At 31.0% G+C, this 25,011-nt stretch carries 21 protein-coding genes and 3 riboswitches; of the genes, 9 read left to right on the top strand and 12 right to left on the bottom strand.

Going from position 1 to position 25,011, the window contains the following annotated elements; all coding sequences use genetic code 11:
• Window positions 1-155: 155 nt before the first annotated feature.
• Complete coding sequence (locus DMR38_RS01965; protein ID WP_127719757.1) at window positions 156-1,613, top strand: MDR family MFS transporter; 1,458 nt, start codon at window positions 156-158, stop codon at window positions 1,611-1,613.
• Between the two features lie 19 nt (window positions 1,614-1,632).
• Here DMR38_RS01965 and DMR38_RS01960 read toward each other — a convergent pair whose 3' ends face one another.
• A complete protein-coding gene (locus tag DMR38_RS01960) occupies window positions 1,633-2,796 on the bottom strand; it encodes a DUF116 domain-containing protein (protein WP_127719756.1) in 1,164 nt (387 codons plus the stop codon).
• Window positions 2,797-3,304: 508 nt separating this feature from the next.
• A riboswitch (cyclic di-AMP (ydaO/yuaA leader) is annotated at window positions 3,305-3,441 on the top strand.
• A gap of 7 nt (window positions 3,442-3,448) precedes the next feature.
• Here DMR38_RS01960 and DMR38_RS01955 point away from each other — a divergent pair.
• Entirely contained in the window at window positions 3,449-4,210 is a 762-nt protein-coding gene (locus DMR38_RS01955; RefSeq protein ID WP_127719755.1) for a LysM peptidoglycan-binding domain-containing protein, read from the top strand.
• A 439-nt stretch (window positions 4,211-4,649) separates the two neighbouring features.
• Here DMR38_RS01955 and DMR38_RS01950 read toward each other — a convergent pair whose 3' ends face one another.
• The 6 genes from DMR38_RS01950 to DMR38_RS01925 form a co-directional block, all read right to left on the bottom strand.
• The gene (locus DMR38_RS01950) at window positions 4,650-5,834 is read right to left on the bottom strand and encodes a pyridoxal phosphate-dependent aminotransferase (protein WP_127719754.1); all 1,185 of its coding nucleotides are present in this window, start codon (window positions 5,832-5,834) and stop codon (window positions 4,650-4,652) included.
• A gap of 526 nt (window positions 5,835-6,360) precedes the next feature.
• A complete protein-coding gene (locus DMR38_RS01945) occupies window positions 6,361-7,494 on the bottom strand; it encodes a DUF5808 domain-containing protein (protein WP_127719753.1) in 1,134 nt (377 codons plus the stop codon).
• 22 nt (window positions 7,495-7,516) lie between these two features.
• Window positions 7,517-7,903, bottom strand: coding sequence for a GntR family transcriptional regulator (locus DMR38_RS01940; RefSeq protein WP_127719752.1), 387 nt, complete (start codon window positions 7,901-7,903; stop codon window positions 7,517-7,519).
• A 301-nt stretch (window positions 7,904-8,204) separates the two neighbouring features.
• Entirely contained in the window at window positions 8,205-9,479 is a 1,275-nt protein-coding gene (gene larA / locus DMR38_RS01935) for a nickel-dependent lactate racemase (RefSeq protein WP_127719751.1), read from the bottom strand.
• 66 nt (window positions 9,480-9,545) lie between these two features.
• Window positions 9,546-10,202, bottom strand: a complete 657-nt coding sequence (locus tag DMR38_RS01930) for a methionine ABC transporter permease (RefSeq protein ID WP_013237143.1) — start codon at window positions 10,200-10,202, stop codon at window positions 9,546-9,548.
• A gap of 2 nt (window positions 10,203-10,204) precedes the next feature.
• A complete protein-coding gene (locus tag DMR38_RS01925; protein ID WP_127719750.1) occupies window positions 10,205-11,161 on the bottom strand; it encodes a methionine ABC transporter ATP-binding protein in 957 nt (318 codons plus the stop codon).
• 79 nt (window positions 11,162-11,240) lie between these two features.
• Window positions 11,241-11,341: riboswitch (SAM riboswitch) on the bottom strand.
• Window positions 11,342-11,455: 114 nt separating this feature from the next.
• Between DMR38_RS01925 and DMR38_RS01920 the strand changes: the two genes are divergently transcribed.
• From DMR38_RS01920 to DMR38_RS01900, 5 genes are all read left to right on the top strand, one after another.
• Entirely contained in the window at window positions 11,456-12,151 is a 696-nt protein-coding gene (locus DMR38_RS01920) for a response regulator transcription factor (RefSeq protein WP_127719749.1), read from the top strand.
• An 86-nt stretch (window positions 12,152-12,237) separates the two neighbouring features.
• Window positions 12,238-13,161, top strand: a complete 924-nt coding sequence (locus DMR38_RS01915; RefSeq protein WP_127719748.1) for an ATP-binding cassette domain-containing protein — start codon at window positions 12,238-12,240, stop codon at window positions 13,159-13,161.
• Entirely contained in the window at window positions 13,154-13,894 is a 741-nt protein-coding gene (locus tag DMR38_RS01910; protein WP_127719747.1) for an ABC transporter permease subunit, read from the top strand. The genes DMR38_RS01915 and DMR38_RS01910 overlap by 8 nt, the downstream gene beginning before the upstream one ends.
• 18 nt (window positions 13,895-13,912) lie before the next feature.
• A complete protein-coding gene (locus DMR38_RS01905; protein ID WP_127719746.1) occupies window positions 13,913-14,815 on the top strand; it encodes a HAMP domain-containing sensor histidine kinase in 903 nt (300 codons plus the stop codon).
• A 154-nt stretch (window positions 14,816-14,969) separates the two neighbouring features.
• On the top strand, window positions 14,970-15,773 hold the full coding sequence (locus tag DMR38_RS01900; RefSeq protein ID WP_127719745.1) for a lipid II flippase Amj family protein: 804 nt from the start codon (window positions 14,970-14,972) through the stop codon (window positions 15,771-15,773).
• A 294-nt stretch (window positions 15,774-16,067) separates the two neighbouring features.
• Here the strand turns inward: DMR38_RS01900 and hemL are convergent, their stop codons facing one another.
• The 5 genes from hemL to DMR38_RS01875 all read right to left on the bottom strand — a co-directional run bounded on the left by hemL (window position 16,068) and on the right by DMR38_RS01875 (window position 22,852).
• A complete protein-coding gene (hemL, locus tag DMR38_RS01895; protein ID WP_127719744.1) occupies window positions 16,068-17,342 on the bottom strand; it encodes a glutamate-1-semialdehyde 2,1-aminomutase in 1,275 nt (424 codons plus the stop codon).
• Window positions 17,343-17,370: 28 nt separating this feature from the next.
• Window positions 17,371-18,567 carry a glutamyl-tRNA reductase gene (gene hemA / locus DMR38_RS01890; protein ID WP_127719743.1) on the bottom strand — a complete coding sequence of 399 codons (1,197 nt, stop codon included), beginning with the start codon at window positions 18,565-18,567 and terminating at the stop codon, window positions 17,371-17,373.
• A 157-nt stretch (window positions 18,568-18,724) separates the two neighbouring features.
• Window positions 18,725-18,904: riboswitch (cobalamin riboswitch) on the bottom strand.
• A gap of 315 nt (window positions 18,905-19,219) precedes the next feature.
• The gene (locus tag DMR38_RS01885) at window positions 19,220-21,409 is read right to left on the bottom strand and encodes a glycosyltransferase family 39 protein (RefSeq protein ID WP_127719742.1); all 2,190 of its coding nucleotides are present in this window, start codon (window positions 21,407-21,409) and stop codon (window positions 19,220-19,222) included.
• Window positions 21,410-21,421: 12 nt separating this feature from the next.
• A complete protein-coding gene (locus DMR38_RS01880; protein ID WP_175413099.1) occupies window positions 21,422-21,820 on the bottom strand; it encodes a GtrA family protein in 399 nt (132 codons plus the stop codon).
• Between the two features lie 81 nt (window positions 21,821-21,901).
• On the bottom strand, window positions 21,902-22,852 hold the full coding sequence (locus DMR38_RS01875) for a glycosyltransferase family 2 protein (RefSeq protein ID WP_127719740.1): 951 nt from the start codon (window positions 22,850-22,852) through the stop codon (window positions 21,902-21,904).
• Between the two features lie 223 nt (window positions 22,853-23,075).
• On the opposite strand from DMR38_RS01875, the gene DMR38_RS01870 reads away from it, so the two are divergent.
• Window positions 23,076-23,753 carry a response regulator transcription factor gene (locus DMR38_RS01870; RefSeq protein WP_127719739.1) on the top strand — a complete coding sequence of 226 codons (678 nt, stop codon included), beginning with the start codon at window positions 23,076-23,078 and terminating at the stop codon, window positions 23,751-23,753.
• Window positions 23,754-23,756: 3 nt separating this feature from the next.
• A complete protein-coding gene (locus tag DMR38_RS01865; RefSeq protein ID WP_127719738.1) occupies window positions 23,757-24,962 on the top strand; it encodes an ATP-binding protein in 1,206 nt (401 codons plus the stop codon).
• Window positions 24,963-25,011 lie beyond the last annotated feature (49 nt).

Raw genomic sequence — 25,011 nt, 5'->3', positions numbered from 1 at the left:
ATTTACCTTTATAAAAACATGGTTAACCCTCCTCTATTATGATTTTTATTTTGTATTGTAACAATGTATTTTTCATAGTGGAGGATTTTTATATATTCTAATATCTGCACAACTGTGCAAATGACTAATTTAATTACTAACTAGGAGGAAATTTTATGGAAGAACGTTTAGAAGAATCAATTTATGAAGAAAGGAATTATAATGTAGTACCAATAACTGTCGCACTAATCATGGCAGGATTTTTGTGTATGTTAAATGAAACCTTACTAAATATGGCATTAAAAAATTTAATGGTTCAATTTAGTATATCTGCAAATACTGTACAATGGCTTAGTACAGGATATATGCTTATTATGGGAATAGCAATTCCTGTTTCTGCATTACTTATTCAAAGTTTTACAACAAAACAGCTATTTCTAACCTCTGTAACGATATTTTTGCTTGGAACAATTATAAGTGGCTTCTCTACAGCTTTTTCAATTTTACTAGTAGGCCGATTAATTCAGGCTATTGGAACTGGTATTTTAATACCAAATATAGTAAATACTTTATTGATTATAAACCCTATAGAAAAACGTGGAAAAGCTCTTGGTATATTTAATCTTGTAATGTTTTGTGCACCAGCTATTGGGCCAACTCTTTCTGGCTTAATTATTCAAGCTCTCAACTGGAGATGGTTATTCTTTATAATACTACCTTTTTCAGTTATATCTTTAGCTTTAGGTTACAAATATGTCGAAAATGTAACAGAACTTACAAAACCACCTATAGATCTTTTATCAATTATACTTTCTACTATAGGATTCGGCGGATTTATATACGGTGTTAGTAATATTGGAAGCTCTTATACATATTTAATAGCAGCTCCTATAATTATTTCTTGTATAGCATTAGCCATATTTGTACTGCGTCAATTACACATGAGTGAACCTGTGTTGGACATGCATCCATTTAAAGAATCTATGTTTAGCCTTGGCTGTATACTTATGATAATTATGCACATGATTAACTTTGCTACTATGCTTATTTTGCCAATGTTTCTTGAAGGCGCTCTGGGTTTAACCGCATTTACTGCTGGTCTTTTAATGTTACCAGGTGGATTTATAAACGGAATTATATCACCAATTTCAGGTCATTTATATGACAAATTTGGTCCTAAAGCACTAATTATACCTGGATATGCAATATCAACTATTACATTCTTTTTACTTTCACGTTTTGTATCTATGAGTATAACTATTCCTGTTATTATTGTGCTCCATTGTTTATCTCTAATAGCTGTTGGACTTATAAATACTCCTATACAAACTAATAGTTTAAATCAATTATCTCCAAAATACTATCCTCATGGAACTGCTATAATGAACACCTTACAGCAAATAGCAGGAGCATTCGGAACTTCTTTATTTGTTGCCATAATGAGTGCATCCCAAAAAAAATACTTATTTGCTGCAGGCAATCCATCTAATACAAAGAGTCAAGCTTTAAGTTTAGTATTCGGAGTAAAGCACGCTTTTACAATTGAAACTTTCGTTCTTGTTATTGCTTTAATTTTATCTTTATTTATAGCAAATAATGCTATTAATAAAAAATCTAAAAGTACCAGAGCCTAATAGCTTTATATAAAGAACATCACATGTTTTCATCAACTCGCAAAATTTCAAATAACTTTTTGCAGTTGATATCCGTCTGTATTCCATTGTTATCCCAATGACTTTTGCATCCGCAATAATCAAGGATAACACATTGTGGGACAAGGTTTAAGTTCCTAGCCTTTAGCCCACCTTCTATTAGGTTGAGTACACAAGCCACGCCTACAACGCCCACATCTCCATATCTAATATTTTTTGCATTTGAAAAGGCATCGGTTTCGTGGGGAACAATTAGAACTTGAAAGTTATGGGATTTTCCAAGTTTCGTAAGCTCATTTACCCTGCAGCTTTTAGAACAATTTCCACACAAGAAACCATCTTTGACCTTTTTTCTCTTGCATACCCCTTCTGGTTTTAAGCAAATGCAAGCAGGCAGGAGTACTTTTCTTTCCTTTGTCTTAACAAATAACTTTCTAAATGCATTACTTAATATCTCTGCTCCCACCATATTTAGATGGTACTCAACTTCCTTCCTACCACATAAAATATTATCCTCTCTTATTCCATAAAACCTATAGTTGGTGTTTAAAAATTTCTGTACATTTGGAGTATACAAGCCGAGTACCTCCCTGGATCTTTTTTCAAACCACAGTGATATTTTAAAGGCACACTTGTTTACTTTTATAATATATTCTTCACTGCTATTTTTTAAAAATAGCAGCCATGTGTTCATTCTCTTACATTCATATTTGAATTCCCCTGAAGCAGTTAACCAAAGTAGTAATTTTTCAAAGTCGCTTTCACCATAAGACACAGAAGAAGGCTTTACTTCTTTCTTTAAAAGATATTTACAGGCAAGCCTTCCCCTTAAATTATCGGCACTTTTTCTTAAAAATTTTGATTTTGTCCTTAAATTAAATAGAAGTTTTAAAACATTCAAAGACAGTCTATCTGCCTTTAAAGCTTTTGTTATATAAGTTCTCCATAAAACTCCAATGATTAAGAATTCAAGTTCATACTCTTCTCTACTTCTAAGTTCTTCTATACTATTATTCTTAATAAAATTTATAAAGTCTTCTATTATATTATCTGCTTCTATTTGAATTTTTTCCACGACTTCATTTGAAAAGTTGGATATACACTTGTAGTATTCATTTGAATTTTTAGATTCATCTCTAAGAAAATAGGTTATACAATTTTCCATAATATTCTCCTATTTAATCACATTTGAATTTTTATTATATAACTATATTATCACTTTTAATAACGAGAAGTTATATTATTAATTTTCACACATATATAAAATTTTTACTTAATATAAAAAAATTGTGAAGCAATTAATTCACAATGCACGATGCACAGTTCACAATTAAGGATGATTTTCTTCCGTTAAAACTTCAGAAAATCTAAAATATAGCACCATTGAAGCAAAGCTTCAATAAGCTTTGAATTTAAAATTTTTCGCAACACAGCGGAGAAAAATCTACCGAAATTGTGCATTGTGAACTGTGAATTGTGAATTCATTTAGGTCGTAAAGTTTTTAAACTGTGAAAGTTGAGTTAGGTTTCAATGCAGTTGACAATTCGCAGTGAAAAATTACTATTACAACAATTACTTCTATAAGAGTATTAAATTTATGTTGAAGTTTTTTTATGTCAATAGTTCCATCTATTTAATATGGATATACTCTGGGAATGCTGTTAGAATAGCAAACATAGACAAGCCTAAATCTCAGGAATGAGATGCGGGGGATAATTATTTTTTGGGGTGAATCTTTTTTACTAAAAAGTAGGGGTATCCCAATCCCGAACCCGTCAACTAACCTCGCAGGCAAAATTAAGGGGGATCTATATTTATGAATTTTAAAAAAATCAGGACAATGTTATTTGCCGCATTGTTGTGCACATTATCTTTTACTCAAGTACATGCAGCCAGTTACACTGTAAAACCTGGTGACTCTCTATTTAAAATAGGAGTATTATTTAAAACAAATGCAACTACAATCATTAATAACAATGGCTTAAGTGGAACTAGTATATATCCAGGTCAAGCTCTATATATTAATTCAAAGACCTATACTGTACAAGCCTCTGATACGCTTTACTTGATATCAAAAAAATTTGGCATATCTCTTGATACTTTAATTGCTGCCAATAGTAATGTAAGCAGTTATATCTACCCTGGACAAGTATTAAACATTCCTTCAGGTTACGTTTTTAAAGAGACAGCCTCTCCAAAATATATAATTTCCTGTACTGACAACGAGGTAGATTTGCTTGCAAGACTTGTAACTGCTGAAGCAGAAAGTGAACCTTATACAGCTAAAGTAGCCGTAGCTGCTGCAGTTATAAATAGAGTTCAAAGTTCTCAGTTTCCATCTACATTAAAAGACGTAATATACCAGGTATCCTATGGATATTATCAATTTACTCCAGTATTAAATGGATGGATAAACAAACCTGCTTCTGATAGTTCTAGGAAAGCTGCTTTAGAAGCATTATATGGTTCTGATCCAACAAAAGGAGCTATTTATTATTTTGATGATTCAACTACAAATACTTGGCTCTGGTCAAAACCCATTGCTTTAAGAGTTGGGAAACTAATATTCACATACTAGACCTTGTAGGGATCTTAAGCAAAAAAATCAACTTATACTTCGGATATTTTTTACAATCACAAGTACGTTAAATATTTTGATAAGTCTAAGCAGAAAATTTATAAAAACTTAAGGACTTTTGAAAACTCGTACCTCAAACAATTCAAAAGTCCTTAGTTTTTTTTATAAATTTTCCACTAAGACTTATATACAAAATATTTAAATGTTCTTGTTTATTGTAAAAATATCTTTACGTATAAGTTGATTTTTTAGTTAGAAAGCCTACAGTAATAAATACTGCAGCCAATATTAAACATTCAAGTTCTAATTGGTGCTATATTTTAGATTTTCTGAAGTACTAACGGAAGAAAATCATCCATAACTATTAATTCTTAACTCTTAATTTTTAATTATTAAAAAATATCCGCAGCATAAGTTTATTTTTATTTAGGAGCTATATTTAAAGATATTTCTTTGCAAGTTTATCAAAACTGTCTAAAGATTTCTCTATTTTATCATAAGAAATACAATAGGAAAGTCTAAAGTGACCAGGACATTTAAAGGATGAGCCTGGAACTATGAGCAGGTTAAATTTTTTTGCTTCCTTTGCAAATTCAACATCATCAGCAATTAATGACTTAGGGAATAAATAAAAGGCACCTTCAGGCTTAACACAGGAAAATCCTATTTTAACAAGATGATTGTATAGTAAATCTCTGTTCTTCTTATATATATTCATATCTACGCTTGAATCCAGACATTTTGCAATTACCCTTTGAAATAAAGATGGTGCATTTACAAAACCTAAAATTCTATTTGCCACATTAAGGGCAGGCATTACATCTTTAAAATCATCCATATCACTACTGCAAACTACATATCCTATTCTCTCACCTGGAAGCGAAAGGGATTTGCTATAAGAATAGCCTACCATAGAATTTCTATAATAATTCAATATGTATGGAACCTTTACTCCATCATAAGCTATTTCCCTGTAGGGTTCATCTGAAATTAAGTATATACTGGTACCAAGTTGTTCCTGTTTCTTGTCTAAAAGCTGTGATAAATCTTTAATAAGCTTTTCCGAATAAATTATTCCTGTAGGATTGTTTGGTGAATTTATGATTATTGCTTTTGTTTTAGCATTTATGGATTGCTCCAATGCATTTAAATCTGGCTCAAAAGTTTCTGTATTTGAAGGTACTATTACAAGTTTACCACCAAAATTATCTACATAATTCTCATACTCTCCAAAGAAGGGTGAAAATGTAATAACTTCATCTCCTGGATTCAAAAGAGTTTTGAAAATTATATTAAGTCCTCCTGCTGCACCGCAGGTCATTACCAAATTATTTTCAGTAAGCTTCAAATTGTATTTGTTATTTATGTGTTCTGCGATTTTAGCCCTTACATCTTCATAACCTGAATTGCTCATGTACCCATGAACCATATTTGGAGATTCCTCGGACATGATTTCATTTACAGCCTTTTTTATAGCCTCAGGTGGTTCTACATTTGGATTCCCCAAACTAAAGTCAAATACATTTTCTTCCCCATAAATTGAAGCTAGTCTCTTTCCTTCTTCAAACATAGCTCTTATTATAGAACTTTTAGATACATGTTCTTTCATTTTATTGGATATCATAAAAATTGCCCCCTTTTTTCAATTCACATTTCACAGTGCACAATTCACAATTATAGATTTTCTAGATTAAAAGTTACCTTATACAAATCGTGTAATCACAAATTTCAGCACCATAAAAACTTTTGACAAGTATAAAGATGTTCTCAATTTTGTCATTACATTTTATGTATAAGTTTAAACTTTAATTAAGATCTCTATAAACATAAAGTTAAGAGTTAAAAATAAATGTCGATTTTCCAAAATGTTAACAGAGAAAAATCATCCATAGCCCTCAACTTTCAATTTTTAACTATATTTTATCATTATATAAAATATTTTAACACATCAACTTGTAAATGTGAAACTTTAACTAATTCACAGTTCACAGTTCACAATGCACAATTTCGGTAGATTTTTCTCCGCTAATGCTATGAAAAGTCTAAAAACTAAGTGGTATGAACATTAAATTTTTAGATTTTCTGTGACAACAGAAAATCATCCTTAATTGTGAATTGTGCATCGTGCATTGTGAATTAATTACTTCATGTTACTTTCCACTAAAAACAGAAATTACTATAGTTACAATTATAATCACAATAATGCCTATATATATAGCCATTCCAAGTGGCCTGCCTGCATTTATAGTCCAGCCTATGCCAAATCTTTTTTCCACAAATAAGGATGGATCATTCTTGTTATAATATATACTATTTCCTAGTACCCAGCACTTATCATCATCTTTATCTCCAAAATTAGATTTGATTTTTTCATCATCATTCTTAAATTTTATATTGCTTCCACCCTGACCAATTTTAAAAGCTAGAACTATACTACTTAAAATTGTAACTAGTAGAAAACCCACTATTATGATGATTGAAAAGGTATTACTTACATTAAATACTCTAAATATCTGAACAGTAGCAACAGTTAGTAAAAGATTAGTTACTACAGCAAAGGTAACCATATATATGGACCAGCTTCTTCTAAATATACTATTTTTCTTTACAGATGCTTCTGGGTCTATAGAACTAATCTGCTGTTTTGACCATCCAATTCCCTTGTAGACTATAAAAAATATAAAAGTAGTAAAAATCTGAGTAATTGGCATCTCCCAAATTAGAAACCTGGATTTAAATTGATATCCTGTTACATTACCGGAAAAATCCCAGTGTGTAGGAACTTTATAAGGTAGAGAGCCATAATTCATATATCCTAAAATTATATTTACTATAATGATAGCTGCAGGTATCAAGAAAAACCAAGCTGATACAAGCATATTACTTTTGCTTCTAGAAAAGCTAGTGTCTACAGTTACAACCTGTTTTTTGCCTTGAAACCACAACTTTTGTGACTTAAGATTTTTCATAGCTCTGTTTGATATAAGATATATTAGAAAAATTATGAATACAAAGGCAAAAGTAGTAAACAAAATCATACCTACATTTAAAACACTATAATTTAAAACACTAAATAAAATAATAAAAGGAATTCCTATAATTAAATTATTCTTTACAAATTGTGCTTTTATATGCTTAATTTCATCTGAATCAATCTTATCTTCAGGGATTCTTACTCCAAATACAATTTCTTTTCTTGTAAATTTAGGAGTCAACATATTGATTACGAGTATTATCACAAAAATAAAAAATAAATATATACACATAAACAAATTATCTTTCATTTAATTTCACCCACCTTAGTAGTTATTTATCTTTTTTAATATATTGCTTAAATATATCGGAACACAGACTTAAAATATCTTCCATCTTTTTTCCCCTTAAATGAGCTTCACATATCAAGTAAATAAATTCCTCCTTAAGTTTTTTGTCAAACTCCTCTGTACTTTCAGGGAATGTTCCACTTACTACAGCTCCTGTTCTCCTATCTACATTCAAGTAGCCATCTGACTTTAACGCATTATATGCTTTGTTTACTGTATGAAGATTTATTCCAATATCTTCTGCCAGTTGTCTTACAGAAGGAAGGCTCTCTCCTAGTTTTAGATTACCAGAGGCTATTCCTTCTATTATTTGCCTCCTAAGCTGTTCATATATAGGCATTTCTGATTCAAAATCTATTTGCACTAACATGGCGTCCCTCCTTTTCTATTTGTTATATATAATATATAACAAATAGAAAACATGTTCAATAGTTTTTTACATTTTTTTGCGGAAAATTATGTAAAAAGGCTACTGTATAATGTATTTTTCCTCATTATACAATAACCTTTTTAATTTATTACTAAAGAACAAATAACAAAGAATAAATAACAGGTAATGATACTTTTCCTCCTAACGTCGGAAATATTAAAATTATAGATTTTCTGAGGTACGAAAGAAATCATCATTATTTCAACTTTGATATTTGAACTTTGAACTTTTTAAAAACATTTTAGTCTACAATTACCCCAAGTCCATCTGGTATAACCACAACTTTAGCATCTTTCCCCACAATATCATATGCCCTTTCTAGAGCTTCTTCAAAAGTATCTGCCTGCTGCATGTGCATATTCTTTATTATTTTAGAATCACACATATCTGTTACAACAATTACTGTATGTTTGGAAAGTATACTCGCAAGCATCTGAGATGCCCACTGATCAGGCACAGTTTTATTTCTGGAAACTTCTGAAACTTTTTTTAAGAATTCTTCTGGGGTATTCAAATTAGCTAAATTATTATAAAAGGTTTCACCACCATGACCTTGACTGCAAGCAGACACCATTATTATTACGCCGCCATCCCTACAATTGGCCTCAGCTGCTGCCATCCCCTTAACGGATTGATATATATTTTGGTCAAGCGGATACCCTCCGTTAGTAGAAATGGAAACATCACCTACTAATTTACTCACTTTTGATAAATTATACACAAATTCACAGCCTTTTACATGGGCATCATTCGTATCACCTGCAAAAGCATTTATTATCTTTTTATCTTCATCTAGTGCTACATTTATTATAAAAGCCAATCCTGCCTTTTTAGCTGCATATAGCATGTCCTTATGAACAGGATTACCTTTTAAATTGCCAACTCTTGCAGAAGGATGTGCTACAAATTCTGCACAGTGATTTGCCAGGATGGTCTTGGCAGAGGCTATTCCAGGCAGCACACTCTTTCTACCTCCTGAAAAGCCAGCAAAACAATGAGATTCTATAAATCCTTCTGCAATCAAAAGATCTGCTTCAACTGCAAGTTTATTTACTATAAGTTCTCCACCAGATGGTAATGTACCTATCTTTACCAGATTATCTTCATTCTGTGCATCATGTATTACTATCTTTTCGTTTTTTACTATATCTTCTCCATATTTATCTACAAGTTCCTGCCTAGTAGTCGCCCTATGAAGGCCTGTAGCAACTAGTATAGTAATATTAGCATCAGAATTTGTGCTCCTTATTCTTCTTAAAAGTTCAGGCATAATAATTTTACTAGGAACAGGTCTTGTATGATCGCTGCTTATTATAACTATATTTTTCTTATTCTCAGCCAATTGTTCAAGTTTAGATGAATTTACAGGATTGTCAAGAGCTTTTTCTACTATTTCCAATTGGCCAATCTCTGCTTTATATTCGCTTGCTTTTGATTCAAGTATACCAAGTAAGTTGTTGTCATCTATTTCAGCTTCTATTATTTTTTTATGGTATGGTAATTCTATTTTAGCCATTCTAATTTCCTCCCATAAATATATTTTTAAAGTGATTCTACAATAATTACTTTATCAAACAAATAATTATTTGTTAAGCTTTTTATATATAAGATTTCCTATAGTTTGAAGTACCTGGACAAAAATTATGAGTATTATTACAGTGTATACCATTATGTCAGTCTGAAATCTATAATATCCATACTTTACTGCCACATCTCCAAGTCCACCTCCACCTACTGTACCTGCCATAGCTGAACATCCAACTACGCTTATTACAGTAAGTGTTATACCAAGCACTATAGATGGAAGTGCTTCTTTAATCATAACTTTAAATATTATCTGCATATTACTTGCGCCAAAAGACTTTGCAGCTTCTATTATTCCCGGGTCTATCTCTTTAAGTGAAGATTCAATTACTCTCGATGCAAAAGGTGCTGCTGCTATTGTAATAGGAACTATTGCTGCTGTTGTACCTATGGTTTTTCCAACAATAAGTTTTGTAAAAGGAAAAATTGCTATCATAAGTATTATAAAAGGAAATGATCTCAATAAATTTACTATTGCATCCAGTATCTTGTATACCACTTTATTAGGCTTTAATCCACCAGGTTCAGTTACAACTAGCAAAATAGCAGGTATAAATCCTATAATTACTGCAAGTATTGTAGAAACTATAACCATATAAAATGTTTGTCCAATAGCAGGAAGTAGTATTTCTTGAAATGTTTCACTAAATCCCATGTTTACTCTACCTCCCAATTAACATTTTTTGAAGAAAGATAATCGCATATACTTTCCTTATCTTTATCATTTACATTTATAACCAGACTTCCTAAAACATCACTGCGAAATCTTTCAAGTTTTCCCCATACTATAGAAAATTTTATGTTCAAATCTATAGCCATAGAGGTTATCAAATTATCCTGGCTTATTTCCTTAGGAAAGAATATTCTTATGTTTATACCTTCATCCGGAAGTAAACTATCATTTCCAAGCAGCTTCTTTAGATTTTTCCCTGGTTTTAAAAATATTTCTTCTACATTTCCCGAAGTTTTTATTTCACCTTCATCAATAATGGCAATTTTACTGCATATTTCTTTTATAACCTCCATCTGATGAGTTACTACTACTATAGTTATTTTAAATTCATTGTTTATTTTTCTTAAAAGCTCAAGTATTGACTTTGTAGTATTTGGATCAAGGGCAGATGTAGCTTCGTCACAAAGAAGTATACTTGGATTTAGTGCCAAAGCTCTTGCAATAGCTACTCTTTGTTTTTGTCCGCCGCTTAATTCAGAGGGCATGCTCTTTGCTTTATCACTAAGGCCTACTAAATTTAGCAATTCCTTTACCCTTGTTTTTATTTTACTTTTTTCTAATCCCCAGACTTCAAGCGGAAGTGAGATATTATCATATACATTTTTTCTGTTTAACAAATTAAAATTTTGAAATATCATTCCCAGGTTTTTTCTAAAAGTCCTTATTTCTTTACCTTTTAAGTCTTTTACTTCTTTATCCATTACCTTTATGCTTCCTGTGTCATAGCTTTCAAGACCATTCAAGCACCTTAAAAGCGTAGATTTTCCAGCACCACTGTGACCAACTATTCCAAATATTTCACCTTCTTGTATATGAAGATTTATACTTTTCAGCACACTTTTATTGTTAAAACTTTTGCCTACATTATTAATATCTATCAATCTTCTTTAACCTCCCATATCAATTTTAAGAAAAAATAAAAGCCCGAGAAAAATCTCAGACTTGGTTAACTCAAAATTTCTCTCATCTTTCAGCTCTCGCTGCAGGATTTAGCACCATTATACACTGTACTGGTTGCTGGATTTCATAGGGCCCGTTCCCTCAATCACTCTTGATAAGTTCAAGATTTATATTCAATTATGATTTTAATTATAGACGTGACCATTTATTATGTCAATACATCCTATCTAAAAATGTTATAATTGTCTTAACTCAAAAACTCTGGAGGAATACCTATGAACAAAAATATAAACATTTTAATAGTAGAAGATGATACAGATATAAATAAGTTATTATGCAGAATACTAGAAAAAAACAATTACAATGTCCGTAGGGCATTTTCAGGTACCGAAGCTGAAATGTGTATTGAAAAATATGACTTTCAGCTAGTCTTACTTGATTTGATGCTACCTGGCATTACAGGAGAAAAGCTTATAGAAAAAATACGAAAGATTAAAACTATGCCTGTCATTGTAATATCTGCAAAAACAGCTCAAGAAACAAAAATTGAAGTCTTAAAACTAGGAGCAGATGATTTCATATCAAAACCTTTCGATGTAGAAGAAGTACTGGCAAGAGTTTGTGCCCAACTTAGAAGGTATATGATATTTTCAAACTCAAATGAAAAACAAAACATATTAACCTATAAAAATATGACCTTAGACCGGGAAAATCACAAAATTTTTATAAATTCTCAGGAAGTAGTATTAACTATAAGGGAATTTTGTATACTAGAACTTCTAATGTCTTACCCCAAAAAAGTATTTACAAAAGCTAATTTATTTGAACATGTATGGAAAGACAAATTTATAAGTGATGATAACACCATAAATGTGCATATGAGCAACCTTCGCTCCAAAATAGCTAAAATTGACCCGGACACAGAATACATACATACTGTTTGGGGAATAGGTTTTAAGATGAAAGATTAAACTTAATGATTTCTTAAGTTTTTCTTTAATGTATCTTGCTGATTTTGTTCTAATATAAAATCAACAAGAAAACGGAGGTTGATATCATGAATAATTTAGTGCTTCATACAAAAAATCTTACTAAAAAATACAAAAATCACAAGGCACTTGATAATGTAAATATTAAAATAAGTAAAGGTGACATATACGGTCTTGTCGGCAAAAATGGCGCTGGCAAGACAACCCTTATGAGAATAATAACAGGTCTTTCTTTGAAAGATAACGGTGAAATAGAATTATTTTCAAGAACCAGCAAAGACGAATTAAACAAAGAGCGAATGAGAACAGGCTGCATAATAGAAACACCCAGCTTTTTTCCTTACCTCTCAGGCAAAAAAAATCTTGAATACTATAGAATTCAAAAAGGAATTCCTGAAAAAGACTGTGTGGATAAAGTGCTTAATATAGTGGGTCTTTCAGATACAGGTAATAAAAAATTCAAACATTATTCTCTTGGCATGAAGCAGCGTCTTGGCCTGGCCCTAGCTTTAATTGCAAGTCCAGATTTTTTAATTTTAGATGAACCTATAAATGGTCTTGATCCTGTTGGAATAGTAATGTTTAGAGATATATTAAAAAAATTAAACAGAGAAAAAAATACAACTATATTAATTTCAAGCCACATTTTGGGAGAACTTTCTCAGCTTGCTACTACTTATGGCTTTATAGATAATGGGAAACTCATAGAACAGATTTCTGCAAAGGATTTAGAGGAAAAGTGCAGAGAATATTTGTCGGTAAAAGTAGACGATGCAGCTCATGCTTCTCTTATACTTGAAAAGAATTTAAACTGCACTTCCTATCAAGTGCTTCCTGAGAACGAAATTAAGATTTTTAAATACCTAGATAAGCCTGAAATGATAAGTGAAGCTTTTATAAAAAATGGTATTAAAGTATATTCCATAAGTAAGACATGTGGAAATCTAGAAAATTACTTCATGGATTTAATTGGAGGTGACATCAATGCTTAATTATATAAAAGCTGAACTTTACAAAGGTTTAAATAGACTTTCTTATAAAGTTACTCTATTAGTCCTAGTTTTACTATCAGTGAGCGCAAATGCACTATTTACAGGTCCTAAAGTCACAGTTTTTGAATCTCTGGATATGGCTATGAGCTGCCTTCCTGCAGTAGTTTTTCTAGTTATGATGTATATTGATGTCACAGAAGAATTAAAGGATAAAACCTTAAGAAATGTAATGGTTTCAGGCTTATCAAGAGAAAAACTATATATTTCAAAAGTAATTATTCCTATAATTTTATCTTTTATAACCTGCTTATTAGTATTAATTTTTTTTGTAGGAAGCACCTTTTTATTTCTTAAACCCGGAAATTTAAGTCCTGCATTTTTAATAAACTTATCATTAAGGATTTTATGCGCCATACCACTTTATATAGCTGCAATTAGTTTTGGTGTATTCCTCAGCTTTATATTAAAAAATCAATATGCATATGCCTATACTTATGCAGCTATATTTGCTTTAATGGGCAATTTTATAAAATTGCTTTGTGCACTTGTATCCAATAAATTTTATGGAATTTACAACATTTTAATTACTACTAACATAAATGCGCTAACTCCAATAAAAAATCCAAACTTAACTTTGCTGCAAATGCTCCCTTCTGCAGGACTGGGATTTGCATATACTATTATTTTTACTATAATAGGTATTATAATATTTAGAAAAATGGAAATCAAATAACTTGAAAGGGTGATATATATGTACTTGTTTATTATAATTTTATTAGGAATTTTGGCAGGTATAAGTATCACCCTGCTTTTTCTTACAAGAAGTGAAATCAAACATATAACTGTCAACTTGAAGAAAATAAACGACATAGATACAAACCAAAAAGTGACATTGTCCTTTCAAAACCGCAGTCTTCAAAATTTAGCCATAGAAATAAACAAAAATATAGATAAAAAACAGCAGACAGAAGTAAAGTACAAACATATGGATATGGAACTCAGGCAGGCTATAGCAAACATTTCCCATGACCTGCGTACTCCCCTTACCTCCATTATAGGATATATTCAACTTATAAAAAGTGATGACCTATCAAAAGATGAAAAAAATGAATATATGGACATCATACTAAATCGTGCAAAATCTTTAAAAATGCTTATATCAGGTTTTTTTGACCTATCAAGGCTTGAAGCTAATGAATATGCTTTTGAATTAGAGTCTATCTCACTTTCAAATATACTCTGCGAACTAATAGCATCTTTTTACAACGATTTTACAAATAAAGAAATTGAACCTTTAATTGAAATTGATGAAAGTGTATCTGAAATTATAGGAGATGAAAATGCAATAAGACGTGTATTTTCAAATCTCATTCAAAATGCTTTAAAACACGGTAATAAGTTTATTTCCGTATCTCTAAAAAAAGATGGAAATTACATTGTAACTACATTTGCGAATAATGCCGATAACTTAAAACCAGACGATATAGATCACCTATTTGAACGATTTTTTACAGGAGATCGTACGAGAACAGGTAAAAACACTGGATTAGGTCTTGCCATAACAAAAGCTTTGGTTGAACAGATGGGACACAGCATTACTGCTAATTTAAAAGACAACAAACTAAGTATCATTATAAAGTGGAAAATTTCTTAATTTTATACAAATGCAAGGTCTGGTGACTATCCACCTTTATATATGTATGTACTATTTTCATTTTATAAGTTCCTATCAAAATTAAAATTGTGATATAATTTGCATATACAAATTTATGAAATAAACTAATAAAAGCCCTAAGGTGGTAAGAAAAATGACAATACAAGTATATTTAGTTTTTATCCTAACTTTTATTATTTATGTTATAGGAACATTAGCATATTCTACTAGAACTGTGGGAATAAAAACTGGTAGAATTGCAGTATCTTTTGCTGTATTTAATATTTTTGTACTTATACAAAGAACAGCTAATACTATTCAAGCTCCATTGTTAGCAAAAACTATTGAAAATGGCATAAATACAGGTCATTCTAGTAACTTACTGTATATTTTTAGATGGATAGTTTTTTCTATTACTTTAGCCACAATAGTTGGTGCAATTTTAATGCCAACTTTTATAAAAATATTTAGCAAATTGGTTATATCATTTAGTATTTATAGATCTTTACCTAAATTGATGATTCATGCATTTTCAAAATCAGGAATTGAGCAGTTTAAAAATAGTATTTCAATTCCCAAAAAAGAAAATTTATCTGAATTAAGGAACTTTAGAAAAACTCCTAAAAAGATAATTTTATTAAACATTATTGCATTTTCTATATCTAGTATAAGTATTTTATCATCATTATATGCTGGATGCTTAGATCCTAGTTTAAGAACCACTTGCAGCACTTTAGCATCTGTAATTAACAGTATTTCAACAATATTCATGTTTATATTTATTGATCCATATTTATCTATGATGACAGATGATGTGATAAGAGGAGAACGTACAGAATTGGAATTTAACCGCTGCATAATTTTTATTGTGGGTGGATTGATTATCGGAAGTATATTAGCACAATTAATATTAGTGCCTGCTTCACATCTGATAGTACTTATAGCAAGATTAATTTAGTTGATTTGAAAATTTGTTTTAATTTTTAAACTGTAAGGTTTAGTTTCTAACTTAAAAATCAACTTATACGCAGGCATATTTTTACAATAATGATGCTCTTTTAAATATTTTGTACATAAGCCTTAGGAAAAAATTCGTAAAAACTTAGAACTTTTGAATTGTCTGAGGTACGAGTTTTCAAAAGTTCTTAGCTTTTTTAGAATTTTTTACTTAGGCTTATTAAAATATTTAACGTGTTTGTGTTTGTAAAAATATTCGGAGCATAAATTTATTTTTTGTTTAGTAATCTACACTTTAGGCTTCAAACGTACTAAATGCCTCTAAGAATTTATCAATATTCCCTTCAGTATGCTTTACATTTAAAAATACAGCTTCAAATTGAGAAGGAGCAATATAAATGCCTTTGCTTATCATATGTTGAAAATACTTCGCAAAAAGAGCAGTATCACATTTTTTAGCATCTTCATAATTTCTAACTTCTGAATCTTTAGTAAAGAATATAGCAAACATTGCTCCGCACCTATTTACTACAACATTTATGTCCTTCTTTTTTGCTACATCTTTTATTCCCTGTTCCAATTTTGCACCTAATTTTTCAAGATGTTCATAGTAATCAGGATTGTCATGTAATTTCTTTAAAGTTGCAATTCCTGCAGCCATTACAAGAGGATTTCCGGACATCGTTCCTGCCTGATAAACAGGTCCCATTGGTGAAAGTTTCTCCATAATTTCTTTTCTACCGCCGTAGGCACCACAAGGAAGACCTCCTCCTATAATTTTTGCAAAAGTAGTTATATCTGGTTTTATTCCATAAATGCTCTGAGCACCTTTATAGGCCACTCTAAATCCACTCATTACTTCATCAAAAATAAGCAAGCTTCCATTTTTATCACAAATACTGCGAAGCCCCTTTAAGAAACTGGCATCTCCAGGAATTACCCCCATATTTCCTGCTACTGGTTCCACTATAATTGCTGCAATATCTTTGCCATGTTTCTCAAAAATTTTCTCCACACTAGAAAGATCATTATATTTAGCTATTAGAGTATTTTTTACACTGTCTTCAGGAACTCCAGCACTTCCCGGAATTCCTTCTGTCATGACTCCAGAACCTGCTTCTACTAAAAAATCATCAAAATGGCCGTGATAACAGCCTGCAAATTTTATTATCTTATTTTTTCCAGTACATCCCCTAGCAAGCTTTACTGCACTCATAGTTGCTTCTGTTCCTGAATTTACCATTCTAAGCATTTCTACATTATCCAAAGTAGTACATACATATTTTGCGAGCTCCAATTCAAGCTCTGTAGTAGCACCAAAAGATATAGCATTTTCACTCGTGTCCTTTATAGCCTTTACCACATCATCATCACAGTGTCCCAAAATCATAGGGCCCCAGGAACATACAAAATCTATGTATTTATTATCATCTTCATCATAGATATAAGCTCCTTTTCCCCTCTTTATAACAGGTGGATTCAATGGCACATCTTTAAATGCTCTAACAGGACTATTTACTCCTCCTGGCATGTATAATTTAGATTCATTAAATATATCATCATTTCTCATTAAGTTTTACATCTCCATTTCTTCATCATTAACAGAATATTTTATTTATAAGCTTTAAATATTCATCTTCTTTTCCTTGAAGTTTTGCTTCTTTTAATACATCTATAGCCCTGTTTATATAAACTTTGGCTGTACTCTGTATCATAGTTTGTACGAGTACTTCATTATCCTTTGTATACCTTTTATTTTTAAAAGTCTCTATTCTCTTTTCACATATTTCACTTCCGAAATTTTTCATCTTCTGTATTTCCGGTGAAAGCTCATCTAAGGACTGCCATTTTATGAATTCATCTATATATTCCTTGATGATATACCTGTACTTTTCCATCTTTTCTTTTCGCATAATCTTATTATTTTCATCAATGCTACTTATATTATCTATGTCATATACTTTTACATCCGGAAGAGTTAATACATCTGCATCTACATCTTTAGGTACTGCAAGATCAAATATGAGAAATTTCTTTTTAGGAAGTTCTTCTTTGTAGACTACAGCATGAGGTGCAGAAGTACAGCTTATAATACAATCCACATTGCTATAATAAGCTTTTCTTTCTTTAAAAGTTATAAACTTAATCCAATTACAATTTTCATATAAGTCTTTAACTTTATTCAAATCACGCACTACGATATATACAATTTCAGTATTCAAACCAGCTAAATATTTGAGTACAAGCTTTCCTATTTCTCCAAACCCAATTACCATATACCTTTTTACTTTGCTCTTTTCTGCCTCTTTAACAGCTATTGATGGTACAGATACAGGTATTTTATACATTTCACAGTCATTCTTAAACTTCTTACCACAAGTTATTGCATTCTGAAATAGCCTCTGAAGCTGTCCTTTTATAGTCTTAGCTTTTAATGCCATATTATATGCAGTCTTAATTTGTCCTAAAATTTGATCTTCTCCCAAAATTTTAGAATGGAAACCACAACTTACTTCCATTAAATGCTTAATAGCATCTTTATTCTTTGCATAGAAGGTATATGTAGTAAGTTCTATACTCCAACCTAAAGCATTAAATACAGCATTTATTATTTCTTCCCCTTGTGTATTAGAATCCACATATATTTCTGTTCTGTTACAAGTACTCAAAATTAAAACGTTTCCCGTAATTTTATAAACATTCTTTAACTTATTTTCTAATTTTGACGATACAATAGAGAACCTTTGCCTTATTTCAATATCACATTCACTTTTTACCCCTATAAGTTGTATCATTTTATCAACTCCAATATTACAACTATATTATTATAATTAAAATATAACTTTACTATATACCTAAAAAACCTTTTAACTAAGTGTTAAAAGGTATTCACACATAAAACATAAGTAATAAATGCTTTATTTATTACAATGCCCCCTATCACTTGTAGAGTTAATGGCCTATTATATAGGCAGGTCTTCTGACTTAAGCTTCATCATCTAAGTACGCCTTCCCTATTTACAAGTGGCTTGTCCTACTTAAATTCACCTAATACAGCTACAAGATAGTTCAGGATTTTTACCTGATTCCCTTTTAATTAAATATAATTAAACCTATACTATTATTTATTAAATTTTATTTTACAACATTAATTTTCATTTTAATTATAACATTATCATAAAAAGAATCAACTTATACACAATCATATTTTTAAGTTAAGAATTGATAATTAAGAATGAATAGTAAAGGTGAATTTTTCTCCTCTACGCTGCGAAAAATTTTAAATTTGAAACTTATTGAATCTTTGGATAAGTGATGCTATGTTTCATATTTTCTGAAGTACTAACGGAAGAAAATCATCCATAACTATTAATTCTTAACTCTTAATTTTTAATTATTAAAAATATCCGGAGTATAAGTTTATTTTTTTGTTTAGAAACTCTACCTCTATTTTACAGTGCCTTTTAAATCATACAGTGTTTCATTGTCCATGCGGCCCATTCCTTGAAAATGTAAGTTGCTGTTTCTTGTTGAGTTACTATCTATTTCACTATTAGCAGTATTATTAGTAGAACTTTCACTTTTTTGAGCTTGAGAATTAGTAGTATCTTTCCATTCAGTAGTTGAAACAGCTTTGCCATTTTTCTGAATCCAATTCATTATATCCTGAGAATCTCTTCCTCCCATACCTCCTGTAAGTACATATCTCACCTCACCTTTTTTAACCATTTGTTTAAATTGATCAAGAGAAAGTATCTTGTCAGATCCTGAGAAACCTCCAAGAGCCATTACGCTTTTGCCGCTTTCAATTATTATATCTTCAGCAGAAGCAGAACTTGAAACTACAAGAGCATATTTTTCATTTGAAGTATGACTTTCAAGGAATTTTATAAGCTTTGAATTCCTACTGCTATTCTGTCCATCCATCATCATGAAATTGTTCGATTTTCCATTTGATAAAAGCTCCAATCCTGCAGCAGGCAAAGAACTCAAGCTGTGAGTTATAGCAGCAGCAGAGCCGATAGCAGGTGTTACTAAAATTCCTACAAGTGCAAGTGCTCCAAATATTTTAGCAAACCCTTCATTATTACCTTGTTCCAAATTTCCTTTCTTGACTAATCTGTATATTATAAGCAGTGCAGAAGATGCAAAACACAATATGATAGCTGCTATAATTATAGATTTTATAATAGTGGATATAGTAGTAAAATAAGATAACATCAAAAGATGTACCAATCCTTCTACAATAAATGCTACAGGCATTATCCATGATTTTATACTGCCTTCCTTATATAGCTTCCACATTGAAGTAAGTCCTATTCCACATAAAGCTGCAATTGGAGGGGCCATCATACTTAAATAATATGGATGAAACAATCCTTTAGTACAGCTGAAATATATGAATTCAGGTATCAGCCATAATGCCCATAATGTTACCCCTAATTTTTTCTTATTATCAAATGGAAATTTAAGCTTTTCTACTATTACAGCTGCAGCAAGTCCAAATATAGCTAAAGGTAAAAACCAAACTATCTGGTCTGACAAAACATTTTTAGAAAATAATCTAGTAACACCTGCTGTTGTCTGTCCTCCAAAGCTTCCTGAAAGTCCATTTGATCCGCCAGGTCCACCACCTTGATTTTGGGAATTGCCTTGTGTATTCTGACCTCCCGGACCTCCTTGTGGACCTTTGGAAGAATTTTCCGAATTTTGTAGAGGTATCATTGCACCAGGAACATTACTGTTTCCACTTTGTGAATTTGCTTGATTTTTGCTGAAACCACTTCTAAATTCTTTAGATTGAGGATTTCTTCCCTTTCCTGATGCTCCTCTACCCATACCACCATTAGTACTGCTAAGTCTCTCCAGTCCATTATGTCCAAATATAAGTTCAGTAACAGTGTTATTTGTGCTGCTTCCTACAAAAGGTCTGTTTTGTGATGGAATCAAGTCAACTGCTATTGCCCATGATAAAGATATTACTCCAAGAATAAGTGTACTTATAATCAAGTGTTTTATTCTTTGTTTTACAGGTACAGCTGAAGAAATCAAATAAGTTATATATAGAGCAGGAGCTATCATATACGCCTGAAGCATTTTTATATTAAACCCTAATCCTACAAGAACCAAACTTATTATTAGATATTTAAGCTTGCCTTTTTCAGCAGCTTTGGATAAAAATAGGCAGGCAAAAAGTAATGTCACAATTAATAGATTGTCTATAGTATTATTCCTGCTGGTTGATACAAAAACTGGTGTTATTGCAAGACATAGAGCTGATATAAGTCCTGCTATCTCCCCAAAAGATCTTTTTACTATATAATATAAGATTCCAACTGAAATTACTCCGGCAAGAGCCTCGGGAAATAATATACTCCATCCGCTAAATCCAAATATTTTCGCTGATATAGTTTGTATCCAGAAACCTAAAGGCGGCTTGTCAATAGATACAAATCCAGCGGGGTCAAATGATACGAAAAAGAAATTTTTAAAATTCATAAGCATACTCTTTACACCTGCAGCATAATATCCATTTCCGTATCCTTCTATAGTTAAATTCGCAAAATTTAATATTGCAGATATGGCCAGAATTATACATAGTGCAAATCTTTCTTTTGTAAATTTTAATCTTTTCATAAGTTTTCCTCCCTAATTAAATACCCATATTTTATATAATAAAAAATTTATTACCTGAGCTATGAGTGTTACAACTATTTTTGATAAATAGACGTTTAAATTAAAATCATTTATTAAGAGTCTCATAAACACGAGTGTTGCAATAAGTGAAATGAGATTTACTATTGCAAATTGAGATAACTCTCGAATCACCTTTTTTCCAGAACTTTTGTATTCAAAAGTCCACTTTTTGTTGAATATGAAGCTATTTACAACTCCAAAACTATATCCTATAACCTGGCTTATTGTATAATGCAATCCAAATACACTTTGGCAAATAGTAAATACAGCAAAATCTATTATTGTATTTATTACACCAGTGGCAGAAAAACGACTTAGTAGTTTTAGTTTACCATTGAAAATAAAATTCATAGTTTTAATTAATTGATCCACATTTATCTACTCCTTTCTATTAAGCATTTTAAAAGAAATATCCGCCACATCTTTGACTTGTTATTTTCTTTCAAATGCCTTATTTACTATATTTTCAATAACATAATTAGGTCTTCCCTTACTTTCGTCAAAAATTCTTCCGATGTACTGGCCTATTATACCCATGCAACTTAATATTATCCCAAACATTATCAAATCAATTGATATTATGAGCCCAAAATTTACTATACTTATTTTCTGTAATATACATTTTATAAACTCAACTATGATTGAAACAAATCCAATAAAAAGTGATAGTCCTCCCAAATATCCAGCAAGCATAAGCGGCTTATAAGAAAATGAAGTTATACCATCAAAGGCCAATTTCAACATTTTTTTAAGTGGATATTTACTATCCCCTGCAAACCTTTCATGCCTTACAAATTCTACAAAAGTCTGTTTGTATCCAACCCAACTTACAAGTCCCCTCACATATCTGTTTTTTTCCGGCAGCGAATTTAATGCATTGCATACTTTCCTATCTATAAGTCTAAAATCTCCAGTGTCTACAGGAATATCAATGCTAGTCATACTCTTTAATAATCTATAAAATGACCTTGCTGTGAATCTCTTGAAAAATGATTCTCCTTCCCTCTTAGCCCTTTTTCCGTAGACAACATCATAGCCTTCCTTCCACTTCTTAATCATATCTAAAATAACTTCTGGAGGATCTTGAAGATCTGCATCTATTACAACTACAGCCTGCCCTATGGAGTTTTCCATTCCTGCAGTTATAGCACATTGATGGCCAAAATTTCTCGAAAAATTGATAAGTCTTATGTTCTTATCCTCATTACATATCTTTTCTGTCTTTTCCCTGGTCTTATCGATACTTCCATCATTTATAAATATAATTTCATAACTCTCTAAAGTAGAGTCCATAACTTTTTTAAGTCTTCTATAACTTTCATCTATTACTAGTTCCTCATTATACAGTGGTACTACTATAGAATACATTAGATTTTCATTCATGCTATTCACCTCAATTTAAAGCATTTTCAAAGAAATAACTAGTCAGTACACTAGCCTATTTTCTTTCAAGTGCATAATATTAGAAACTTTATCGATCTAGCTTAGTTATTATTTTGAGGTTTCAACCTTAAAAGAAACTTAAAAGAATAATAATAAACGTAAATTAAATTTAAAATCAATAATTTATAGTATAATAATTAAATATAAGGAGGGAATTTTTATTATGAGATTACTTTTAGTTGAAGATGAAGTCATGCTTTCGGATGCTTTAGTCTATATCTTAAAGAAAAACAATTATGTTGTAGATGCAGCTTATGACGGAATTACCGGGGAAGAAATGGCAGAATCCGAAATATATGATTTGATAATACTTGACAGAATGCTTCCCGAAAAAAACGGACTTGATATTTTAAAATTCATAAGGGAAAAAGGTATTGAAACCCCAGTACTTATGCTTACAGCCATGGATTCCATCGAAAATAGAGTCGAAGGACTTGACAATGGAGCAGATGACTATCTTATAAAGCCATTTTCTAAAGAAGAGTTACTAGCTAGAATAAGGGCTCTCAGCAGAAGGCATACAGACTTTATCCAGCATGGAACTATTAAACTGTCCTCACTAATTTTCGATCCACTGAGGGGAGAAATTGAATGCAATGGTAAGAAAACTAAACTTACTACAAAAGAATCCCAACTTCTAGAACTTTTAGCCCGTAATAAAAATCAAGTTCTAACTAAAGATCAGATACTAGATAGAGTATGGGGCCTTGATTCCGACGTAGAAATGAATAACAATATTGAAGTTTACTTTTCCTATTTGAGAAAAAAGCTAAGAGAATTAAAATGTAATGTAGTCATTGAAACTATAAGAGGCATAGGCTACTGCTTAAAAGAGGTTTAAATTATGTTCCGTAAATTAAAAATACAACTTATTCTAATCAATTTAATACTTACAAGCTTAGTATTGATAACCATATTTTCAGGCATATATATACTTATGAGTACAAGTTTTGAACATTCTGCCTATATTCATATGGATAAAACGGCTGAAATGGAAAATATTCCTCCCTCCAGGCCTCATGACAAAAACATGACTTCTTCTGAAAGTTTTTTTATAAAAATAAATTTTAAAAACCAAATTGAAGAAATATCTCCTAATTCTCCATTGTCTGAAAAAAGCCATAAAGAACTACTAGAACAAATATTAAAGGAAACTAAACCAAAGGGTACTACAACATATGAAAATTACATTTTAAGGTACATTAAAGTTCCTAAAAGTTACGGATTTATTGTGGTTTTTCAGGATAAGTCCTTCGACGATGAAGTATTGCATCGATTAATTACTATATCTGTAATAATTTACATAATAAGTCTTGTTTTTGTATTTATAATAAGCTTATTCCTTGCCAATATATCTCTAAAACCTATTATAAGTGCGTGGAAAAAACAAAAAGCTTTTACTGCAGATGCATCCCATGAACTTCGGACTCCACTTGCAGTTATAACCACTAATTTAGATATAGTACTAGACAATAAAGATGAAACCGTAGAAAGCCAGGGTAAATGGCTTAAAAACATTAAGATTGAAACTACACGAATGACTAAACTCATAGAGGATCTTTTATTTCTTGCCAGATCAGATTCCCATAAAAATAGATTTGATAGTTCTTCCTTTGATATAAGCAGTGCTGTAACTAAATCTGTAGTTCCTCTTGAATCAATTGCCACAAAACATAAAATAAGCATTTTATCAGATATTCACCCAGGTATAATTTTTTTAGGGAATGAGGGGAGGATTAACCAGCTTATAACTATCTTAGTTGACAATGCAATAAAACATACCCCTGAAGGCGGCTCTATCAAAGTAACTTTAGAAAAAGTAAAAAATAAAATTGAAATAACAGTGTCTGACACAGGGGAAGGAATAGCTCCAGAGCATCTAAATAAAATCTTTGAGAGATTTTACAAAGTTGATAAATCTAGATCAAATAGACAGGGTAATTTCGGACTTGGGCTTTCCATCGCAAAATGCATAGTAGAAGAACATAATGGAACTATAGATGTATCAAGTACTGTAAATAAAGGAACTACTTTTAAAGTTGTATTATAGGTGACAGGCACCACAGTGGGACATTTATGTTCCATCATGGTGCCTGTCA

Origin of the sequence: Clostridium sp. AWRP, assembly GCF_004006395.2 — a bacterium.
Taxonomy (GTDB): domain Bacteria; phylum Bacillota; class Clostridia; order Clostridiales; family Clostridiaceae; genus Clostridium_B.
The sequence above is the reverse complement of the archived record's forward strand: the minus strand, read 5'-3'. Positions and strand labels throughout refer to the sequence as shown.